A 20710-nucleotide genomic window follows, 5' to 3' on the forward strand; every position below is an offset into this window, starting at 1 on the left:
TCCTATTAGTTATTTTGGATTCGTTCTTCTCGCCAAATTCCCAGCGCTTGCTGAACAGGCCTGTCGGAATAACTGAACAGGATGCAGTTACTGGTAGCATGCAGACTGAGTTTGTTCCAAGAGGGAACGACGAATACGTCGTTTTGCGAGAAGTGAAATGGTTTGTTGTCAATCGTCACTGTTCCTTCACCTTCCAGGCAGACGTAGACAGTTGCATCCGTGCAGCGATACGGATGGCTCTTAAAATCTTGTGGTAGGTATTGTGCGAAAGCAGCAATCGTTGGCATTGGAGATGCACCTGTAGCTGGATTCACAAAACGCAGCTTGTGCCCGTGATGTTTATCAGTTTCTCCTTGAGACACTGTCAACAGCGACTGGCGTGTTTGGGTAAATGGATAAACAAAGACCTTGGTAGGCTGATTGCATGTCTGGTAAAAATCTACTGGCAGCATATTGCTACCGTAACGCGCCAATGCGTCTCCTTCTGGTCGGCTGACTTGCTGAGATCGTTCCTGACTATGTTCAGCAAAGCCTGCATCAAAGAATCTGACCAGGGGAATATCCAGCCCATCCAGCCAAATCACTGGGTCATTACCCAGATTGCCATGGTCATGCCAAGTCCAGGAAGGTGTAATGATGAAATCACCTCTCTGCATGGTAGTGCGTTCGCCATCAACTGCCGTGTAGGCACCTTCGCCGTCCAGCACCAGTCTGAGAGCAGACTGGGTATGACGATGTGCCGGAGCTACTTCGCCGGGCATAATCAGCTGTAGGCCAGCATACAAGCTTTGTGTGATGGATGAATTCCCGCGAAGTGCCGGGTTTTCCAGAATAAGCACACGGCGTTCTGCCTCTTCTGCGGTAATAAGCTTGCCTGCTTTCAGTACATGATCACGTACTTCGCTGTATTTCCATAAAGTGGCAGCTACGACAGGTGCAGGTTCTTTGGGAACCAGGCGGCCTAATACTTCCCATAGGGGTGTCATGCTGTATTTGTTGATGTGCTGGTAGTATCTTTGACGTTCTTCGTGAACATCATTCGTTAGTTCTTTGTTCATAGGGTCGTTACTCACTTAATTCGCACTGGCATAAAATGCATCTGCATAAACATGTTCATTCGCAATACCTTTTCTCTTCACTATCAATTTCGCTGCATCAACCATAGGCGGAGCGCCGCAAAGATAAGCACGCCATCCTGTTAAATCTCTCCAATCCTGTTCAACGGCATCCGTCACCAGTCCGATGCGATATTTGGAATCGGCTTCGTTGGTTGAGACGATGACGTGTATGTGTAAATTTGGATTCTGCAGTGCTATGGATTCGAGCCATGCCAGACCGTATATATCTGCTGATGAACGAGCACCAAAGTACAGATGAATTGGATTATTGAGTCCGGCGGAGGTGGCGCCGCGAACGATAGCCAGTACGGGCGCAAGCCCTGTGCCGCCGGCTATGCAAAGTATTGGACCGGTATGTTTTTTACGTAAATAGGCAGTCCCCATGGGGCCTGAGATGCGAATCGCATCGCCGACCTTGAGCTCGTTGAAGACGTAGCTGGTAACACGACCATGCGGCACTGCACGGATATGAAATTCGAGTATGTCATCGTCAGGCAGGCAGGCCATTGAGTAAGGGCGTATATGTTCTGCAGTGAACTGCAGCGTCGCATATTGACCAGGTGAAAATGAGAGCTGCTTGGGAGATTTCACGACGAGTCGTTTGATGTCGTGAGTTAAATTTTCCAGGGAAACCACGGTCCCTTTAATTATTTTGGCAGGGTGATGAACGATCTCATCAGGTTCAGGGATTTCGATTACACAGTTTTCTGTCAGCACACTCATGCATGCCAATACATGATTATCGTCATCTGGATTGGTGATTTTTGCATCTCTTCCAGACTCGAGTACTTTGCCTTCCAATATACGGCACCGGCAAGTTCCGCATCTTCCTGATTTGCAACTATAAGAGATTGGAATACCGTTCGCTTCCAGCACCCCCAGCAGATTTTGTCCAGGCTGAACGCTAAGCGCGCGCCCCAGGGGTTGCACAACGAGTTCCATTTTTTCTCCCTTTAGCTATTGCAATTGACTGGCTGGGGGAATTATAGAAATCCATGCTTTATTAATATATAGTATTCTGTGAATTTTAATAATCACTAAAAATGATATTACTTAACTATGGAACTCAAGGACATTGACCTCAACCTGCTAGTCGTCTTTAATCAATTGTTGATAGACAAGCGCGTTTCTATCGTTGCAGAAAAGCTTGGTCAGACACAGCCGGCAATCAGTAATGCGCTCAACCGGCTCAGGCGTCTATTGGGGGATGAGTTGTTCCTTCGAACTTCAAAGGGGATGGAGCCAACCTCGTTGTCGGTACAGTTGGCTGAACCTATTGCGTATGCATTGAGTGCTATTCACAGTACCTTGAACCAGCAAACACTATTTGATCCAAAAAGTAGCTCAAGAACTTTTAGGATAGGGATGACGGATATTGGCGAAATATATTTCCTACCTAAATTAATGAATGCGCTATCCGGGATTGCACCTCATGTTTCAATCAGTACGGTTCGTAACACCGCGGTTAATCTTAGAGATGAAATGGAAGCAGGGAATGTTGATCTGGCTGTTGGCTTATTACCTCAGTTGAAGGCTGGCTTTTTTCAGCATCGCCTCTTCGAGCAAAAATACGTTTGTATGTTGCGCCGTGGCCATGCTCTGGATAAGAAAAAAATTTCAATCGAGGAATTTTCCAATGCTGAGCATGTTGTTGTTATCTCGGCCGGAACCGGGCACGCAAAATTGGATGAATCTATAGAAAGAAAAGGCGTCAAGAGGAACATTAAATTAACTGTCCCTCATTTCGTCGCAGTCGGACATATTCTGTCTACAACCAATATGTTGGCAACTGTCCCCGAGCGCTATGCCAGAGAATGCCTGGCACCGTTTAACCTTCGTTACATGGATCATCCAATACCACTTCCGGAGACAGGAATCAATTTATTCTGGCATGCCAAATTTCATAAGGAGCCAGGCAATCAATGGATGCGACGGTTGATATTCGACATTTTTTCGGATTCGTAACAATGCGTAGTAAATTGACAAAAGGAACCACACATTGAAGTGAATGTGCCGTTTGTTGGCTGATCATGGCGATTGACTTGATTGCCCACTATTGACAGTGTTGCTAAAAGAGGAGAACAATGAAGCGTTGCACTTGAAAGATCCTATAATCATTGTTGAATTCTTTAACCTGTTTAAATTTGCAAGGAGGTCATACCATGTGCTTTTTTATAAAACATATGTTTGCCGTTGTTGCTTTTTTTGTGATGTTACCTGTTGCTTACGCTGCTGGCGAGTCTGGGACTAAAGAAGAGGCGATTGCCTTTGTAAAAAAAGCTGTTGCGTTTGCCCAGAAGAATGGGAAAGAAAAAGCGATTGCCGAGTTCAATAAACCACAAGGACAATTCATCGACAGGGACTTGTATATCGGTGCTCTTGATTTCAACGGCGTTATGCTGGCTAACGGAGCCAATACTAAGTTGGTAGGCAAGCCATTAATTGATATTAAGGATACGAACGGCAAATTTTTTGTTCGCGAAGAAATAGATGTGGCTAAAAACAAGGGTAGTGGGTGGGTGGAATTTCAGTGGATAAACCCGTTAAGTAAATCCTTGGAGCGTCGGTCTGTTTACCTGGAACGTGTCGACGATTACATTATTTTGAGTGGGGTTTTTAGTAAATGAAAACGTATAATTGAAAGTGCTATCTGTTTATTAAGCCAGTAAGTATCAGTATCGGACTCTTAAACCTCACCATTTTTAAAACAGGGCTGTGCAATTGCAAGTTACTTGCTGGTTCGCGCGGGAAAGGTATCTGCACGGATAAATGCAATAACTCCCCCGCATCATCACTATGCTGCAGAGCAATGATGCGCTGAATGCTCCAGACAACAAAATGGCTGCCGTACAGGCAGCCATTTTGAGAGTGCAAGATGTGCAATATTACAGTCTGTTAGTGATGCGCCCCATGCCCACCTGTGGATGCACCGCCATTACCATCCGGCAGCACCACCTTGACGTTTTGCATCATGCCCTGGTCTTCATGATCGAGGATATGGCAATGCAATACATATTCGCCGATATAACGTTGATAGCGGGTGCGGGTTTTGACGGTATAGCCTGGTGTCGCCATGATGGTGTCTTTCCAGACTCCCTGCATACCGGCATATTGGCCTATGGTCGGTGCTGTTGTATCTTTGAGTGCGCTGACATCAACACCGTTCTTATCGGTGATGCTGATAATCTGGTAGGGATTCACGTGGATGTGAAAAGGATGCTGTATCGGTGCTTCACCTGTGTCAGTTGGGTTGTAAGACTTGATATGCCATTCCTGCACCTGGCCCAAGATCAGGGTCTGATGAACTTCTGACGGTACATAGGGTGCACCATTGACGTCAAAGGCAATTTTGCCGCCGCGCTGATCAATACCCAGTACCAGATCGACTGGTTTTTGTGGGTCGGTGAGTTCAGATTCAGGGATGGCTTTATGCGGCACGAATTTCGTCAGTTTCAAGCCATCTTTCAAATCCCTGATGATGGTATCGCGCACACTTCTTGACAACAGACCGGCGGCACGTACCAGTTCTTTGGTGACGAATTGCGTTTGATCACCGCTGGTCTTATTGCCTGTCGCATGGATCACCGTGATCACCTTCGCATTATTCGGCTTGGCAGAAACAAAGTCAGGCGCGCCGGAATCGCTATAGACGCAATAATCACCTTTTTCTGGAAGGCTGAACAGGATGTCGCTGCGATAGCCCGGTTGCAAGGTATTGGTCACCTTGGCGAAAGCGCTGGGGCGGGTCAGGCCATCGGTTGCGACTTCAAACTGCAATACGTCTATGCCGTTGCAGGCATTTTTTACCTCGGCTTGCAGTGCCTCTGGTGTATTGGCGGTGGGTGTCAGCTTGCTGATGTCGTTGATTTTGCGGATACGTAAAACGATGGACTCACGTACACCTGCATCTATCAAGCGCCAGCGATACAGTTTGCCTGCTTCCATCACCAAAGGTTTGGCAGGATTACGTGCGAAACCGTTGATCAGGGTATGACGGCCAGACTTGGTCCAGGCAGTGGGGGCGAATTGCGCCTTAAAGTCTTGCACTATGCCTATGTCTCCCTTTTTACATAGCCAGGTACCATCAGGGTTGGTCTGTATGACGTCTATTTCTTTGCCAGGGTTCTTGGGGTCAGGTCCCTTGATGAAGCAGGCATAGGGAATCTGCTGCATGAGCATCACTTCGCCATAGCTGCCCGCAGCAGGCTTGAAGGGATTGAGCAAGGTGTCGAGATCACCATTGCTGAGTACGGTGGGCTGCCTGTCGCCCTTGACGATCAGCGCACCTGCCATGCCGCTACCTACCTGTATAGCGGTTGAGCCATGCACATGCGGGTGATACCAGAAAGTGCCAGCCGGGTGATCCCCCGGCACGTTGTATTCGTATTCAAAATTGACCTTGGGCTTGATCGCCAGCAGCACATTGTCGCTATTGCCCGATGGTGAAATCCACAGGCCATGTGAATGCAGATTGGTGGTGTTGTAGCAATGCGGGGTATTTACATTGTCTTTCGCGACCAGCTCGCAACCCGGTTCCTTGTCGAGGCGGTTACTGAGGTCAAAGCGCACGGTCTGCCCTGGTTTCATGACTACCGTAGGTGCAACAAAGTCGGGGCGCAGCAGATTGGGTACACCAGAAACATTGCGGCCATACGAACGCAGGGACACCTGGTCATACTCGCCTGTAGAAGGATTGTAGATAAACCCCGGTGTCATCTGTATGGGCAGGAAATAACGGATTTCACGGCCCGATCTTTCCACCATCTTGCGCTGCTCACCACTCAGCAGATTGGCTGCGGGCTTGATCAGGTCCGCCGCTACATCGCGGTCATCGATCTGGCTGGCAAGCGGCGGTGCTGGTGGCGTCTCTTTGATTTTGGCCTCTTGTGCCAGAACCGCATGACAGAACATGCTGGCCCCGGTCACGGTGGCGACACCAGCCAGGCGGCGCATTTGCTTTAATTGTGTGTGCATAAGATGATCTCAAATCGGAGTGAGGAGGATGAGGAAGATATCAACGGTATTTACTTGCCATTTCAGTTTATAAAATTGACATGTATCTTGCAACAAAGTTAATCAATCGCTAGCACAATTTTGTTGTTTTTTCGATAAATCTTTCAATTACTTGCAATTGAAACACTCATCGTGAGCGCGCCGCCCTGCGCGGCCTGCATGGTTTGCTCCGGTCTGGCTATTCAAAAGAACTAGTTCTTCCAGATATGCCTCCCCTCCTTTTGCATGGAAAACAGCAACCGTCAGACGAATTTCTTAATACCCCTACTCTTTGTAAGCTGATAGCACCTATAAAAGTAAAAGGAGCTGTCATGGCCAGTCAGGGCAAAGCGTATGCGGTGCTGGGTTCCAGCACGCTGGCGTTCACTGTATGTTTCACCATCTGGATGATGTTTGGTGTGATCGGGATACCCATCAAGACCGCCCTGCATCTGAATGAAACCGAATTTGGTTTGCTGACAGCCATGCCGGTGCTGACCGGTTCGCTGATACGCGTACCACTGGGCATCTGGACAGACCGTTTTGGCGGTCGCATCGTCCTGTTTCTGCTAATGCTATTCACAGTAATACCTATTTATCTGATCAGCTATGCCACGGCTTACTGGCATTTCCTGGTGCTGGGCTTGTTCGTTGGGCTGGCAGGTGGTTCTTTTTCTGTTGGCACACCTTACGTAGCGCGCTGGTTCAAGAAGGACAGGCAAGGCCTGGCCATGGGCATCTTTGGCGCTGGTAACTCGGGGGCGGCTGTGAATAAATTCATTGCTCCCGCCCTGATCGCTGCTGCGGGCTGGACCCTGGTGCCCAAGGTGTATGCAGGCTTGATGCTGGCTGCAGCCCTGATCTTCTGGGTGTTCTCTGCCACTGATCCCAGCCATAACGTCAAATCCAATATCAGCTTCCTGGCCCAGCTCAAGATGCTGAAAGACCCAAAAGTCTGGCGCTATTGCCAGTATTACTCAGTCGTGTTTGGTGGCTATGTGGGTCTGAGCCTGTGGATGGTCAAGTATTACGTGACTGAGTATGGTTTCGACATCAAGAGCGCCGCCCTGCTGGCCGCATGCTTCTCTTTGCCTGGCGGCGTCCTGCGCGCCTTTGGCGGCTGGCTGTCCGATAAATTTGGTGCCTATAAAGTGACCTGGTGGGTCATGTGGGTGTGCTGGGTCGCCTTCTTTTTGCTGTCTTATCCGCAAACTGATTTTACGATCAAGACCATCAATGGCATGCAGACCTTCCATATCGGCCTGACACCAATGCTGTTCACGACCATCCTGTTTGTCGTGGGTATTGCGATGGCTGTTGGCAAGGCATCTGTCTTCAAATTCATCTCGGATGACTACAGCAGCAATATCGGTGCCGTGTCCGGCGTGGTTGGCCTGGCTGGCGGTCTGGGCGGGTTCATCCTGCCTGTGCTGTTTGGTGCGATCGTCGATGTGACAGGAGTACGCAGCTCCTGCTTCATGCTCTTGTACGGCACGGTCTGTGTATCCCTGGTATGGATGCACTTCCAGTTCCGCAGAGAGGGCATGCTGGCGGCACAGGCAGCCATGCCAGCCTGAAGGACTTACGAAAAACCGCCCCAGCTGCGTTGCAACTCCTAGCCGTACTAAAAGTACTGTCTTCGTCGCTGCGCCTTGCTGGGACAATTTTGCGTAAGTCCTAAACAGAAAATTGTAATTACAAGTGAGTTGAGAACAAGGAGCGTATGATGGGTCATGTATTAAACCGCTGGGAGCCAGAAAATATTGAATTCTGGCGCAAGGAAGGCAGCTCGATTGCCAACAGAAATTTATGGATATCCATCCCCAGCCTGATGCTGGCATTTGCGGTCTGGATGCTGTGGAGTGTGGTGGCAGCCAATCTCGACAAGGCGGGATTTCATTTCAGCAAAGACCAGCTGTTTTTCCTGACAGCCTTGCCCGCGCTGTCTGGCGCGACCTTGCGGATATTCTATTCTTTCCTGGTGCCTGTATTTGGTGGCCGCAAATGGACAGCGATTTCCACCGCAAGTTTGCTGATCCCCGCCATTGGCATGGGCTTTGCCTTGCAAGACCCGACGACCAGTTATTCGACCTTGCTGATACTGGCCTTGCTGTGCGGCTTTGGTGGCGGCAATTTCAGTTCCAGCATGGCGAATATCAGTTTCTTTTTCCCTAAATCACGCAAGGGTTATGCGACTGGTATGAATGCGGGCATAGGCAATCTGGGGGTCTCTGTCGTACAGTTTGTGACTCCGTTCGTAATTTCTTCTGCCATGTTTGGCGCAGCCGTCTCTGGCGAGGGCTTCCTCTTCCATCATGCCAAGACGGGCGCAGACCATATGTACTGGCTGGCGAATGCCGGGTTTATCTGGGTACCGTTTATCGTCGTGGCAACCCTGATGGCCTGGTTTGGCATGAATGATATTGCCTCTGCCAAGGCGTCTTTCGCCGACCAGGCGGTGATCTTCAAACGCAAGCATAACTGGCTGATGTGCTGGCTGTACATTGGCACCTTTGGTTCTTTCATAGGTTTTTCGGCTGGCTTTGCTATGCTGATCAAGGCGCAGTTCCCGGAAATAGATGTGGCAAAATTTGCCTTCCTCGGCCCTTTGGCCGGTGCGCTGGCAAGACCGGTAGGTGGCATGATCTCGGACAAGATAGGTGGCGCAAGGTTGACCTTCTGGGTATTTGCTGCCATGACCATCACTATACTGGCGGGTATCTTGCCAGCTTTGCATGATCACCAGTTCATGATCTTCCTGGTATCTTTCATAGGCATGTTCATTTTGACAGGTCTGGGTAATGGCTCTACGTTTTGCATGATCCCCATCATCTTCCAGACTGAGCGTGAGCGTGCCGCCAAAGGCAAGGGCGAAGCTGCACTGAAGCAGGCCAGGCTGGATGCGGCCAAGGAATCTGCAGCTGTACTGGGTTTCTCTGGTGCGATAGGTGCTTATGGCGGTTTCTTCATTCCCCAAAGCTTTGGTACTTCCATCAAGATGACAGGCGCGCCTGACATGGCCTTGTATGTCTTCATCACCTTCTACATCTCTTGCATGGCTATCACCTGGTGGTATTACTCGCGCAAGGGCGCAGAGATGCCTTGCTAGTTTTTTAATAGACAGAAATATCCTGAAAACAGCCTGTAGATACACAGGCTGTTTTTTTGCAAGCCTGCTCTTAGGAATACCTGAGTAAGCGTAGCGAGCGGCGCTAGTTTGGGTTAAGACGCGCAGTCGTACAAAAGTACGACGACGTACTTGCAAAAACAGCAGGCCCAAAATAGCGTCGCGCAGTAGCTTAATCAGGGATTACGTAGTTCTAAAGGACTAGACGACCTAGTGCGAATGCGCAACTTATTACACCGCACCGAAGAATGGGCGTAAGGCCTCTCCTTCCCTACACTTCCAGCATGCATTAAAGAAAATGTGGGTACATCCCCCACCTGATAAGGAGTTTACGATGAGTCATTTTCTGGATAGATTGAAGTTCATGTCGCGGGTGAAGTCTACCTTCTCCGATGGTCATGGTGCCGTGGTCGAAGAAGACCGTAAATGGGAAAATGCCTATCGCAGCCGCTGGCAGCATGACAAGATCGTGCGTTCTACCCATGGTGTCAATTGCACAGGTTCCTGCTCGTGGAAGGTATATGTCAAGAATGGCCTGATCACCTGGGAAACCCAGCAAACTGACTATCCACGTACCCGCCCCGATCTGCCCAATCATGAACCACGTGGCTGCCCGCGTGGTGCGTCTTACAGCTGGTATGTGTATTCTGCCCAGCGCGTCAAATACCCGATGATACGTGGCCGCCTCATGGAAATGTGGCAAGAAGCCCGCAAGACCATGGGGCCGATAGAAGCCTGGGAGAGCATCAGCCAGAACCCTGAAAAAGCCAAACGCTACAAATCCATACGTGGCCTTGGTGGTTTCGTGCGTGCAGACTGGGATACGGCACAGGAAATCATCGCTGCATCAAATGCCTACACCATCAAGAAATTTGGCCCTGACCGTGTGATCGGTTTCTCACCGATTCCAGCGATGTCCATGGTGTCTTATGCAGCAGGCGCACGTTACCTGAGCCTGATAGGTGGTGTACCGCTGTCCTTCTATGACTGGTATTGCGATCTGCCACCAGCCAGCCCACAAATCTGGGGCGAGCAGACTGACGTGCCTGAATCTGCCGACTGGTATAACTCGACCTACCTCATGGTATGGGGTTCGAACGTACCGCAAACCCGCACGCCGGATGCCCACTTCTATACCGAGGTGCGCTACAAGGGTACCAAGACCGTCGCCGTGTCATCTGACTTTGGCGAGATGGTCAAGTTTGGTGATATCTGGATGGCACCGAAACAGGGTACCGACGCTGCCCTCGCCATGGCGATGGGCCACGTTATCCTCAAGGAATTCCATCTTGGTAACAAGTCAGACTACTTCCGCAGCTATGTCAAACAATATACCGACATGCCCATGCTGGTACGTCTGGTCGAGCGCAATGGCAGCTATGTACCAGACCAGATGCTGCGCGCTTCGCAATTGCCTGGCAACCTGGATGAAGCCAATAATCCAGACTGGAAAACCCTGGCGATTGATGAAATCACAGGCGAAATCGTATCACCCAATGGTTCCATAGGTTATCGCTGGGGCGAAGGTAAATTCGACGACGGTGCAAAAGTCGGCCGCTGGAACCTGGAAGCCAAGGACGGCAATACTGGTCGCGCCATAGACCCGCAACTGAGTCTGGTCGGCAAGCATGATGAAGTTGTCACGGTAGGCTTCAATTACTTTGGTGGTGCTGATGCGAATGACATGTTGTTGCGCCACTTGCCAGCAAAACGTGTGACTCTGGCCGATGGCAGCACTGCGCTGGTGGCAACTGTGTATGACTTGTCGATGGCGAATTATGGTGTCGATCAGGGTCTGGGCGGTGCGGTGGCAAGTTCGTATGACGACGACGTCCCCTACACACCTGCCTGGCAAGAAAAACATACCAGCGTCAAGCGTGAGCTGGTCATACAGGTCGCCCGCGAATTTGCGCAAAATGCCCATGATACCCAAGGCAAGAGCATGGTCATCGTCGGTGCCGCGTTAAATCACTGGTACCACAACGACATGATTTATCGCGGCATCATCAATATGCTGATGATGTGTGGCTGCATAGGCAAATCCGGTGGTGGCTGGGCGCATTATGTAGGACAGGAAAAACTGCGTCCACAGTTTGGCTGGGCGCCGCTGGCCTTTGCCAGTGACTGGGTACGCCCTGCCCGTCAGATGAATGGCACCAGCTTCTTCTATGCCCACACCAGCCAGTGGCGTCACGAAAAACTGGCGATGGATGAGATACTCGCACCGACTGCCGACAAGTCAAAAATCAGCCACATGAGCATGATAGACATGAATGCCAAGTCTGAACGTCTGGGCTGGCTGCCATCGGCGCCGCAACTGGAAACCAATCCTCTCGACGTCTGCGATGCAGCAGAAAAAGCAGGCCTGACACCGCAAGACTATCTGAAGAACAGCCTGAAGTCTGGCACGGTCAACATGAGTTGTGATGACCCGGATAATCCTAGAAACTTTCCGCGCAATATGTTTGTCTGGCGCTCGAATATCCTCGGCAGCTCAGGCAAGGGCCATGAATACTTCCTCAAGTATTTGCTGGGTACACAAAATGCCTTGTTTGATGATCCTGACGAAGCAGTCAAACCGTCTGAAGTCAAATACCGCCCTGTGGCGGCTGAAGGCAAGCTGGACTTGCTGGTCGTGCTCGACTTCCGCATGAGTACCACTTGCCTGTATGGCGACATCGTCTTGCCGACTGCGACCTGGTATGAAAAGGATGACCTCAATACCTCTGACATGCATCCCTTCATCCACCCATTGAGTGAAGCAGTACAACCGCTGTGGGAAAGCAAGACAGACTGGGAAATCTATAAAGGTATCGCCAAGAAGTTTACTGAAATTGGCGGTGACTATCTGGGTACCCGCAAGGACATCGTCCTGCAACCTTTGATGCACGACACACCGGGTGAACTTGGCCAGGCTTTTGAGCCCAAGGACTGGAAAAAAGGTGAATGTGACCTGATACCTGGCAAGACTGCACCTAACTTCTTTGTCGTCGAACGCAACTACAAGGATATCTACAAGAAGTTTACTTCGATAGGACCTTTGCTCGACAAACTGGGCAATGGTGGCAAGGGCATCAACTGGAATACCGAGCATGAAGTCAAGGAAATCGGTGGCATTACCAAGGTCGTGACTGAAGAAGGTGTCAGCAAAGGTCGCCCACGCCTGGAAAGTGCTATCGATGCCTGCGAGATGATACTGACCTTCGCACCGGAAACCAATGGCCATGTCTCCGTCAAGGCATGGGAAGCACTGGGCAAGATCACTGGCCGTGACCATACCCATCTGGCAGTAGGCCGTGAACATGACAAGATACGCTTCCGCGATGTGCAGGCACAGCCACGCAAGATCATTTCTGCACCGACCTGGTCTGGCCTGGAATCTGAAGAAGTCAGCTACAACGCCGGTTATACCAATGTGCATGAATACATACCATGGCGCACGCTGACTGGTCGCCAGCAGTTCTACCAGGATCACCGCTGGATGCTGGATTTTGGTGAGGGCCTGTGTGTGTATAAACCGGCGATCGATACCAAGACCGTGGCACCGATGCTGAATAAATCACCCAATGGTGAGAAAGAGATCGTCCTTAATTTCATCACTCCGCATCAGAAATGGGGCATCCATTCCACCTATTCAGATAATCTGCGCATGTTGACCCTGAGCCGTGGCGGCCCGCATGTATGGGTATCTGAAGTCGAGGCGAAAGAAGCAGGTCTGGTCGATAACGACTGGGTTGAAGTCTTTAACAGTAACGGCACTTTGACAGCCCGTGTCGTGGTCAGCCAGCGTGTGCCCAAGGGCATGTGCCTGATGTATCACGCCCAGGAAAAAATCATCAATACCCCTGGGGCGGAACTCAGCGGCAAACGCGGTGGCATCCATAACTCGGTCACCCGAGCAGTCCTGAAGCCTACCCACATGATAGGTGGCTATGCACAACTTGCTTATGGTTTCAATTATTACGGCACCGTTGGCAGTAACAGGGATGAGTTCATCGTCTTGAGAAAAATGAAGAAAGTAGATTGGCTGGAAGGCAAACTGGAAGAGGAGTCAGCATCATGAGAATACGCGCACAAGTCGGCATGGTGCTGAACCTGGATAAATGCATAGGCTGCCATACCTGCTCGGTCACTTGCAAGAACGTCTGGACCAGCCGTGATGGTGTTGAGTATGCCTGGTTCAATAACGTGGAAACCAAGCCTGGCATAGGTTATCCGAAAGAATGGGAAAACCAGCAGAAATGGAAAGGCGGCTGGCACCGCACTGAAGCTGGCAAGCTGGAACCCAGACAGGGTGGCAAGCTGCGCATACTCGCCAATATCTTCGCCAACCCCAACCTGCCTGCGATTGATGACTATTACGAGCCATTCACGTTTGATTATGAGCACCTGAAAAATGCGCCATTGATGCAGACACCTCCAACTGCACGCCCTATCTCGGTGTTGACTGGCAAGAAGATGGACAAGATAGTCTGGGGCCCGAACTGGGAGGATGATCTTGGTGGTGAATTCAGTGCACGCAGCAAGGATGCCTTGTTTGAAGGTGTGCAAAAAGAGATGTACAGCACCTTTGAATCCACCTTCATGATGTATTTGCCACGCCTGTGTGAACATTGCCTGAATCCGGCCTGCGTCGCATCCTGCCCTTCTGGCTCGATTTACAAGCGTGAAGACGATGGCATCGTGCTGGTCGATCAGGATAAATGCCGTGGCTGGCGCATGTGTATTTCTGGCTGCCCCTACAAAAAGATTTATTACAACTGGAGTTCGGGCAAGGCTGAGAAATGTACTTTCTGCTATCCACGCATAGAGGCTGGTCAGCCTACTGTCTGCTCGGAAACTTGTGTAGGCCGCATACGCTATCTCGGTGTCTTGCTGTATGACGCCGACAAGATAGAAGCCGCAGCATCGGTACCGGATGAAAAGGATTTGTATGAGGCGCAACTAGGTTGTTTCCTCGACCCACATGATCCGGCAGTGATCGCCGAAGCGCGCAAGCATGGCATACCCGAGAGCTGGATAGAGTCTGCACAAAAATCGCCTGTCTACAAAATGGCGATGGAATGGAAGATAGCCTTCCCCCTGCACCCTGAATACCGCACCCTGCCCATGGTCTGGTATGTGCCGCCACTGTCACCGATACAAAAGGCAGCAGAGGCAGGCCATATGGGCATGAATGGCATTATTCCTGACGTCAAGTCCCTGCGCATACCTGTGCGCTACCTGGCTAACCTGCTGACCGCAGGCAAGGAAGAACCCATCACCAGCGCACTCGAACGCATGCTGGCCATGCGCGCCTACAAACGTTCTGAAACCGTGTATGGCGAGCTTGATCACGCAGTATTGAAACAGGTTGGCCTGAATGCAGCGCAAGTCGAAGATATGTACCAGACGCTGGCGATCGCCAATTATGAAGACCGTTTCGTGATCCCGTCATCACACAAGGAAATGGTGGAAGACAGCTTCAATGAAAAAGGCAGTTGCGGTTTCACCTTTGGCAATGGTTGCTCAGGCGGCACTTCGGACGGTGCCTTGTTTGGCAAGAAGCCACAAGGCAGTGTGATCTTTGTCGATATGCCCAAGTCACGCAAGAAAATATCGACTGTTGAGTAACAACAGGTGCGCGTGTTATGCGCACCTGTAAAAAACAATAAAGACACCATAAAGGAAATCGTATGCAAATTTATCGCATCCTGTCGGCACTGATGAGCTATCCACAAGCTGATCTGATCGCCGCCCTGCCTGAGATTGAGCAGGCGCTGCAAGACGAGCCTGTGTTTCTCGATGCCTTGCAAGCCACCCTGGACTATCTGCGTTCTGACAGCCTGATCGCTCTGCAAGAAAACTATGTGGCAACGTTTGACCGCACCCATTCTTTATCACTGCACCTGTTTGAACACATCCATGGCGAAAGCCGTGACCGTGGGCAGGCCATGGTCGATTTGCTGGAAGAATACCGTACCCATGGCTTTGAGCCAGAGGCCAGTGAATTGCCTGACTTTGTTCCCTTGTTCCTGGAATTCCTGAGTCTGATGGATGAGAGTACGTCAGAAAAATTGCTCGGAGAAGCCATCCATGTACTGGCAGCCATAGGTATGCGCCTGCAACGCAAGGACAGCCCTTATGCCAACCTGTTCCTGATACTGACGACCCTGACCGATGTCGTACCGCATGAACAGGGGGAGCCGCCAGTGCGTGACATGGACGATGCAATGGAAACCTTTGGCCCGGGTGCCGACGGTGTAGAACCACTGCTCAAACCCAATCTGTCGGGTACGCACCCCCTCAATTTTTATCCCAGACAGCCCGGGCACGGTGCTGCTGCCGCCCAATCAACAGGGAGACCATCATGACTTATCTGCACCAATTCATTTACGGGATTTATCCCTATATCGCACTGGCGATTTTCCTGTTCGGCAGCCTCGCGCGTTTCGAGCGTGAGCAATATACCTGGAAGAGCGATTCTTCACAGATGCTGCATGCCGGTAATCTGCGGCTAGGCAATATCCTGTTCCACGTAGGGATACTGGGCCTGTTCTTTGGTCATCTGGTGGGTTTGCTGACGCCTGTCATCGTCTGGGATACCTTGGGTATCAGCCACAGCTTCAAGCAAATGATCGCCATGGTCGCCGGTGGCGTCTTTGGCAGCCTGTGCATGCTGGGCTTGCTGATTTTGTTGCACCGTCGTTTTACTGACGCACGTATTTCTGCCGTCACCAAGGCGGGCGACAAGGTCTTGCTGTTATGGATCTTCGTCACACTGGGTCTGGGCTTGTCGACGATATTTGAATCTGCCCATCACAGCGATGGCCACATGATGGTCTTGCTGATGACCTGGGCCCAGCACATCGTCACTTTCAAGGGAGATGCTGCAGAATTTATCATCGCTGCGCCCTTGCTGTTCAAGCTGCATCTGTTCATGGGGCTGAGCCTGTTCGTAATCTTCCCATTCACCCGTCTGGTACATGTCTGGAGTGGTTTTGCTTCAGTAACTTATATCAGCCGTGCATGGCAGCTGGTCAGGCCACGCTGATCGCCCCTGATCATTCATGATTTGAAAGAAGGAGAACAAGATGCCCGTCATAGTCAATGATTACGAACTGACAGACGCTGACATGGAAAAGGAATTGCCTGCCCACGAGGGCACGGCAGATGCCATGAAAAGCGCCATGACTGCCCTGGTATTGCGCCGCGTGCTGCTGGATGAAGCGCAGCAACAGGGTATGCAACAGGCAGATGAGGATGAACGCATTGATGCGCTGTTGCGGCAGGAAGTCATCGTCCCCATACCGGCGCGTGAAGAATGCCTGCGCCAGTACCAGGCCAATCCTGCCCGCTTCAAGGTCGGTGAACTGGCGGAGGTCAGCCATATCCTGCTCCAGGTAACGCCAGGTGTGGATCTCGATGCCCTGCGCAAGCATGCACAATTGCTGCTCGATGAGCTGCTGGAAAACCCGGCGCAGTTTGCCGCATGCGCCAAGGTAAATTCGAATTGCCCCTCCAGCGAAGTGGCTGGCAGCCTGGGGCAGGTGACACGTGGCATGACGGTGCCTGAGTTTGAGCAAGCCGTATTTGCAGCAGAACCCGGGCACATCATCCCCAGGCTGGTGGAAACTCGCTTTGGCCTGCACATCATACTGCTGGGCCGCAAACTTGATGGCCAGTTGCTGCCTTTCGAAGAGACCGAAAGCAAGATCGCCCTGGCCATGCAAAAGGCCAGCCATGACCGTGCCCTGCACCAGTACCTGCAATTGCTGGTAGGGCGCGCAAGGATATCCGGCATCGATATCCAGGGTGCAGCTACTCCTTTAGTTCAATAAACCCGAAAGTAAAATCATGTCGCAGGCAATGAAAAAACTCGTGCTTCAACACCTGGAGTGCGATGAACAACTGAACCGCTGCGAAGCAGCTTTGCACAAGGGCGATATGGCGGCTGCGGCCAGGAATTTTGCCCTGTTCAGCCAGCAACTTGATGCTCATTTCGCATTGGAAGAAGAGCGACTTTTCCCGGCGCTGGAAAAAGCCACTGGCATGCTGCATGGCCCTACCGTGGTCATGCGCGCCGAGCACGCAGAAATCCGCAACCTGCGTGATGAAGCCAGGGCTGCCATCAGTGAAGAAGCGGCAGGACAGGCACTGGCCATACTTGATACCCTGAATGTCCTGATACAGCAACACAATATCAAGGAAGAGAATATTCTCTATCCCATGTGCGGCGGCAGCATCCCCGACCTGGAAACAGTGCTGGGCATGAGCACCGGCAGTACCTGCTGCGGTGCCTGTTCCTGCTCCTGATCATTTCAGGAAAAAAGATGTGCTTCAATGGCCAGCCTGAAAGTTCTTAACTACGAACTGTCCCCCGCACCAGCCACCATCTTTGGCTGCTTGTTACCCGCCCCATGGATGGGGTGGTAACGGGACTGCTGCTGGCCTTTGGGCCACAACAGGGCTTGCCTGAGCGTTTTTCCCCACTGGTACTGGCGCTGACGCATTGCCTGGTACTGGGCATGCTGGCACCCATCATGCTGGGCGCCTTGTTCCAGCTCATGCCCGTGGTGGCAGGACAGGCGGTGACAGGTGCCCGCAGGATAGCGCCGTTTGTAGCCCTGGGTTCTGCCCTGATTGCGGCGGCACTGACCCTGGGCTTCTTGCGCGGTCAGAGCTCAGGCTTTGTCTTTGCAGCCGTGCTGGCGGCGATCTTGTACGGTTCAATCATTGTCGCCTTGCTGGTGGCGGCCTGCATGGTCGTGGTGGTCGATGCCACCACCCGCAGCCTGCGCTGGATAGCCTGGCCCCTGCTGCTGGTCGTCGCCCTGGGTATCAGCCTGGCCGGTAATTTTGCGGGCTGGTGGCAGCTTGATGTCATGTATGTACTGGACTTGCACGTGGGTTGGGGTCTGGCAGGCTGGATAGCGGCGCTGGTACTCGGTGTCGCTTCCACCACGGTACCGATGTTCTGGCAAACCAGACGGCCATCAGCGCATTGGCAAAAAGCTTTGCCGGGCGTCTTGTGGCTGGCCTTGTTACCGGCCTTCCTGCCATCCTTGCAGCCTTATGCCCTGCTGTTTGCCTGTTTGCTCATTTTTATCATCGCCAGCTTGTCCTTGAAGGCTATTTCACAGGCCAGGCGGCGCTTTGATCCGGCCTGGGGTTTATGGCTGGTGTGCGCTGGCAGTTATATGACCGCAGCCCTGCTGGCAGCCCTGCCCACTTTGCAAAGCCTGAGTGGCGGCTTTGTCTTACCGGATTTTATGTCTAAGGCAATACCCTGGTGGACAGGTATCCTGGTGCTGGTCGGTGGCGCCGTCTTGCCTGTCAATGCGATGCTGGGCAAGATCATTCCCTTCCTGGTCTTCCTGCATTTGCGCAGGCAGACGCCGATGGGGCAGCGGGTACCGACGATGCAGGTAGTATTACCGCCGCAGCGCCTGCTATGGCAGGCACGCATGGTATTACTGGCATTTGCCCTGCTGTTGCTATTACCGCTGGCACCTGCCTGGCTGACGACTGCAGCAGGTCTGGTATTTTCGCTATCACAAGGCTATCTGGGCAGCCTGCTGATCATCTGCCTGTTGCGTTACCGGCATGAATTGAAGGCCGTGTTGCTTGCTCAATAAACTATTCATATAGGTCAAAAGAACTATCCTGCTTTAGCTTGGCGGCGAATTGTGTCATTGCCGGTCACAGACCACAATGCAGACATGGAAACTCCTGCCCCTCCCTCAAGCACAGCCGCACTGACAGACCGCTTTGGCCGTCGCGTCAGCTACTTGCGCCTGTCTGTCACTGACCGTTGTGATCTGCGTTGCAGTTATTGCATGCCTAAAGGATTTTCTGGTTTTGAAGAACCCGAGAACTGGCTGCGCTTTGATGAGATCACCCGAGTGGTAGCGGCATTTTCCCGCATGGGTGTGGCGCGGGTACGCCTGACCGGCGGCGAGCCCTTGCTGCGCCGTGGCTTGCCACAACTGGTGACACAATTATCGGGCTTGCCTGGATTGCAAGATATTTCGCTTTCCACCAATGCCACCCAGTTACACAAGCATGCCCAGGTCTTGCATGATGCAGGCGTGCGCCGCATCAATGTCAGCCTGGACAGCCTGGACCGTGCCTGCACAGAAAAAATCACCGGGCGCGACAGTTTCGCCAGCATCATGGCCGGGCTGCAGGCAGGCAAGCAGGCAGGCTTTGATCCCATCAAGCTCAACATGGTGGTCATGCGCGGCATCAACGACCATGAAATCATGCGCATGGCACAATTCTGCTTTGAAGAAGGCTTCATCCTGCGCCTGATCGAAGCCATGCCCATGGGCGAAACCGGGCGCAATAGCCAGTACATGGACATAGGCCCGGTACGTGAGCAACTGGTCAGCAAATTCAATTTGATCCCAGCTGCAGCCGAACTGGGGGCGGGCCTGCCCGCTACTGGACCACAGCCGACAGCAAGGGCACGATAGGCTTCATCTCGCCCATCAGCCAGCATTTCTGCGCTACTTGCAACCGGGTGCGTCTGTCGGTAGATGGTACCTTGTATATGTGCCTGGGCCAGGAAGAAAAATTTGAATTGCGTCCCCTGCTGCGTGCCGGCATCAGCGACCAGGAGCTGGAAGCTGCAATCAGAACGGCGATAGAATTGAAGCCTGAGCGCCATGAATTCAAGGAACAACCGCATAAAATCATCCGTTTCATGTCGCAAACCGGTGGCTAGCCATGATGGAAAAAAGGATGAAAAAAAGGGTGGAGTAAAGTATGGAAGTCAGAAATATTCAACAGTTCATCGAGGGATTCCAGCGTTTCCAGAGCAAGTATTTTGCCGGTGAAGACAAGTTGTTTGAAAAACTCAATCATGGCCAGAATCCTACGACCCTGTTGATAGGTTGCTGTGATTCCAGGGTAGACCCGGCGCTGTTGCTTGACTGTGATCCTGGCGATATCTTCGTGGTACGCAATGTGGCGAATCTGGTACCACCCTGCAATGAATCGGCACAGCAGCATGGTGTCAGTGCAGCGATACAGTTTGCTGTAGAAGCATTGAATGTCAAGCGCATCATCGTCATGGGGCATGAAAAATGTGGCGGCATACGGGCGCTGATGCAGGGTTACCAGCCTGGCCGCAAAATAGATTTCATAGGCCGCTGGATGAAAATCGCAGAGCCGGTAAAACTGCAAGTCAAGCAGCAACTCGCCCATTGTTCAGAGGCAGAACAACTGCGTGCCTGCGAGTTAGGTGCGGTGATCAATTCACTCAATAATCTGCGCAGCTTTCCCTGGGTATCCGAGCGGGAAGCCACAGGTGAACTGGCACTGCACGGCTGGTACTTTGATATGAGCAATGGCGCCTTGCTGGCCTATTCAGAACGCTCGGATACTTTCTTGCCCATGGTCTGTCCCCTGAATATTTCCAGTAAAACCCTTATTCCCGAAGTTTCGTACAGCGAACCATAAAAAAACTTCCTTATGCGCCTATACTACG

At 51.7% G+C, this 20710-nt stretch carries 15 protein-coding genes and 1 pseudogene; 13 read left to right on the forward strand and 3 right to left on the reverse strand.

All coding sequences use genetic code 11. From position 1 onward, the window contains the following. Positions 1-5 precede the first annotated feature (5 nt). Both gtdA and UNDKW_RS23235 read right to left on the reverse strand, forming a co-directional pair. Complete coding sequence (gene gtdA, locus UNDKW_RS23230) at positions 6-1058, reverse strand: gentisate 1,2-dioxygenase (protein ID WP_162060678.1); 1053 nt, start codon at positions 1056-1058, stop codon at positions 6-8. 15 nt (positions 1059-1073) lie between these two features. After that, positions 1074-2060, reverse strand: a complete 987-nt coding sequence (locus UNDKW_RS23235) for a 2Fe-2S iron-sulfur cluster-binding protein (protein WP_162060679.1) — start codon at positions 2058-2060, stop codon at positions 1074-1076. 117 nt (positions 2061-2177) lie between these two features. On the opposite strand from UNDKW_RS23235, the gene UNDKW_RS23240 reads away from it, so the two are divergent. Both UNDKW_RS23240 and UNDKW_RS23245 read left to right on the forward strand, forming a co-directional pair. After that, entirely contained in the window at positions 2178-3083 is a 906-nt protein-coding gene (locus UNDKW_RS23240) for a LysR family transcriptional regulator (protein WP_162060680.1), read from the forward strand. A gap of 197 nt (positions 3084-3280) precedes the next feature. Further along, complete coding sequence (locus tag UNDKW_RS23245) at positions 3281-3745, forward strand: cache domain-containing protein (protein WP_232063088.1); 465 nt, start codon at positions 3281-3283, stop codon at positions 3743-3745. Between the two features lie 268 nt (positions 3746-4013). On the opposite strand, the gene UNDKW_RS23250 is transcribed toward UNDKW_RS23245, so the two are convergent. Next, positions 4014-6092 carry a multicopper oxidase family protein gene (locus UNDKW_RS23250; RefSeq protein WP_162060681.1) on the reverse strand — a complete coding sequence of 693 codons (2079 nt, stop codon included), beginning with the start codon at positions 6090-6092 and terminating at the stop codon, positions 4014-4016. A gap of 350 nt (positions 6093-6442) precedes the next feature. On the opposite strand from UNDKW_RS23250, the gene UNDKW_RS23255 reads away from it, so the two are divergent. The 11 genes and pseudogenes from UNDKW_RS23255 (at position 6443) to UNDKW_RS23305 (ending at position 20682) form a co-directional block, all read left to right on the forward strand. Next, the gene (locus tag UNDKW_RS23255) at positions 6443-7687 is read left to right on the forward strand and encodes a nitrate/nitrite transporter (protein WP_162043225.1); all 1245 of its coding nucleotides are present in this window, start codon (positions 6443-6445) and stop codon (positions 7685-7687) included. A 146-nt stretch (positions 7688-7833) separates the two neighbouring features. Next, entirely contained in the window at positions 7834-9219 is a 1386-nt protein-coding gene (locus tag UNDKW_RS23260) for a NarK family nitrate/nitrite MFS transporter (RefSeq protein WP_174247611.1), read from the forward strand. Positions 9220-9571: 352 nt separating this feature from the next. Further along, on the forward strand, positions 9572-13300 hold the full coding sequence (locus UNDKW_RS23265) for a nitrate reductase subunit alpha (RefSeq protein ID WP_162060683.1): 3729 nt from the start codon (positions 9572-9574) through the stop codon (positions 13298-13300). Next, complete coding sequence (gene narH, locus UNDKW_RS23270; RefSeq protein ID WP_162060684.1) at positions 13297-14850, forward strand: nitrate reductase subunit beta; 1554 nt, start codon at positions 13297-13299, stop codon at positions 14848-14850. Before UNDKW_RS23265 ends, narH begins: the two co-directional genes overlap by 4 nt. Positions 14851-14912: 62 nt before the next feature. Further along, entirely contained in the window at positions 14913-15590 is a 678-nt protein-coding gene (gene narJ / locus UNDKW_RS23275) for a nitrate reductase molybdenum cofactor assembly chaperone (protein ID WP_162043229.1), read from the forward strand. After that, positions 15587-16270, forward strand: coding sequence for a respiratory nitrate reductase subunit gamma (gene narI / locus UNDKW_RS23280; RefSeq protein WP_162060685.1), 684 nt, complete (start codon positions 15587-15589; stop codon positions 16268-16270). Before narJ ends, narI begins: the two co-directional genes overlap by 4 nt. Before the next feature lie 40 nt (positions 16271-16310). Further along, positions 16311-17057, forward strand: a complete 747-nt coding sequence (locus UNDKW_RS23285; protein WP_162060686.1) for a peptidylprolyl isomerase — start codon at positions 16311-16313, stop codon at positions 17055-17057. Between the two features lie 16 nt (positions 17058-17073). Further along, a complete protein-coding gene (locus UNDKW_RS23290; RefSeq protein ID WP_162060687.1) occupies positions 17074-17532 on the forward strand; it encodes a hemerythrin domain-containing protein in 459 nt (152 codons plus the stop codon). 104 nt (positions 17533-17636) lie between these two features. Beyond that, positions 17637-18854: a hypothetical protein gene (locus tag UNDKW_RS23295; protein WP_162060688.1), complete on the forward strand. Its 1218-nt coding sequence runs from the start codon at positions 17637-17639 to the stop codon at positions 18852-18854. An 84-nt stretch (positions 18855-18938) separates the two neighbouring features. Beyond that, positions 18939-19945 (forward strand): annotated as a pseudogene (gene moaA / locus UNDKW_RS23300) (GTP 3',8-cyclase MoaA). A gap of 41 nt (positions 19946-19986) precedes the next feature. Further along, a complete protein-coding gene (locus UNDKW_RS23305; protein ID WP_162060689.1) occupies positions 19987-20682 on the forward strand; it encodes a carbonic anhydrase in 696 nt (231 codons plus the stop codon). Positions 20683-20710 lie beyond the last annotated feature (28 nt).

The organism is Undibacterium sp. KW1, assembly GCF_009937955.1.
Taxonomy (GTDB): domain Bacteria; phylum Pseudomonadota; class Gammaproteobacteria; order Burkholderiales; family Burkholderiaceae_D; genus Undibacterium.

Coding starts and splice junctions, on each gene's coding strand:
- gtdA (WP_162060678.1), bottom strand. CDS start 1,058: ATGAACAAAGAACTAACGAATGATGTTCACGAAGAACGTCAAAGATAC.
- UNDKW_RS23235 (WP_162060679.1), bottom strand. CDS start 2,060: ATGGAACTCGTTGTGCAACCCCTGGGGCGCGCGCTTAGCGTTCAGCCT.
- UNDKW_RS23240 (WP_162060680.1), top strand. CDS start 2,178: ATGGAACTCAAGGACATTGACCTCAACCTGCTAGTCGTCTTTAATCAA.
- UNDKW_RS23245 (WP_232063088.1), top strand. CDS start 3,281: ATGTGCTTTTTTATAAAACATATGTTTGCCGTTGTTGCTTTTTTTGTG.
- UNDKW_RS23250 (WP_162060681.1), bottom strand. CDS start 6,092: ATGCACACACAATTAAAGCAAATGCGCCGCCTGGCTGGTGTCGCCACC.
- UNDKW_RS23255 (WP_162043225.1), top strand. CDS start 6,443: ATGGCCAGTCAGGGCAAAGCGTATGCGGTGCTGGGTTCCAGCACGCTG.
- UNDKW_RS23260 (WP_174247611.1), top strand. CDS start 7,834: ATGATGGGTCATGTATTAAACCGCTGGGAGCCAGAAAATATTGAATTC.
- UNDKW_RS23265 (WP_162060683.1), top strand. CDS start 9,572: ATGAGTCATTTTCTGGATAGATTGAAGTTCATGTCGCGGGTGAAGTCT.
- narH (WP_162060684.1), top strand. CDS start 13,297: ATGAGAATACGCGCACAAGTCGGCATGGTGCTGAACCTGGATAAATGC.
- narJ (WP_162043229.1), top strand. CDS start 14,913: ATGCAAATTTATCGCATCCTGTCGGCACTGATGAGCTATCCACAAGCT.
- narI (WP_162060685.1), top strand. CDS start 15,587: ATGACTTATCTGCACCAATTCATTTACGGGATTTATCCCTATATCGCA.
- UNDKW_RS23285 (WP_162060686.1), top strand. CDS start 16,311: ATGCCCGTCATAGTCAATGATTACGAACTGACAGACGCTGACATGGAA.
- UNDKW_RS23290 (WP_162060687.1), top strand. CDS start 17,074: ATGTCGCAGGCAATGAAAAAACTCGTGCTTCAACACCTGGAGTGCGAT.
- UNDKW_RS23295 (WP_162060688.1), top strand. CDS start 17,637: ATGGATGGGGTGGTAACGGGACTGCTGCTGGCCTTTGGGCCACAACAG.
- UNDKW_RS23305 (WP_162060689.1), top strand. CDS start 19,987: ATGGAAGTCAGAAATATTCAACAGTTCATCGAGGGATTCCAGCGTTTC.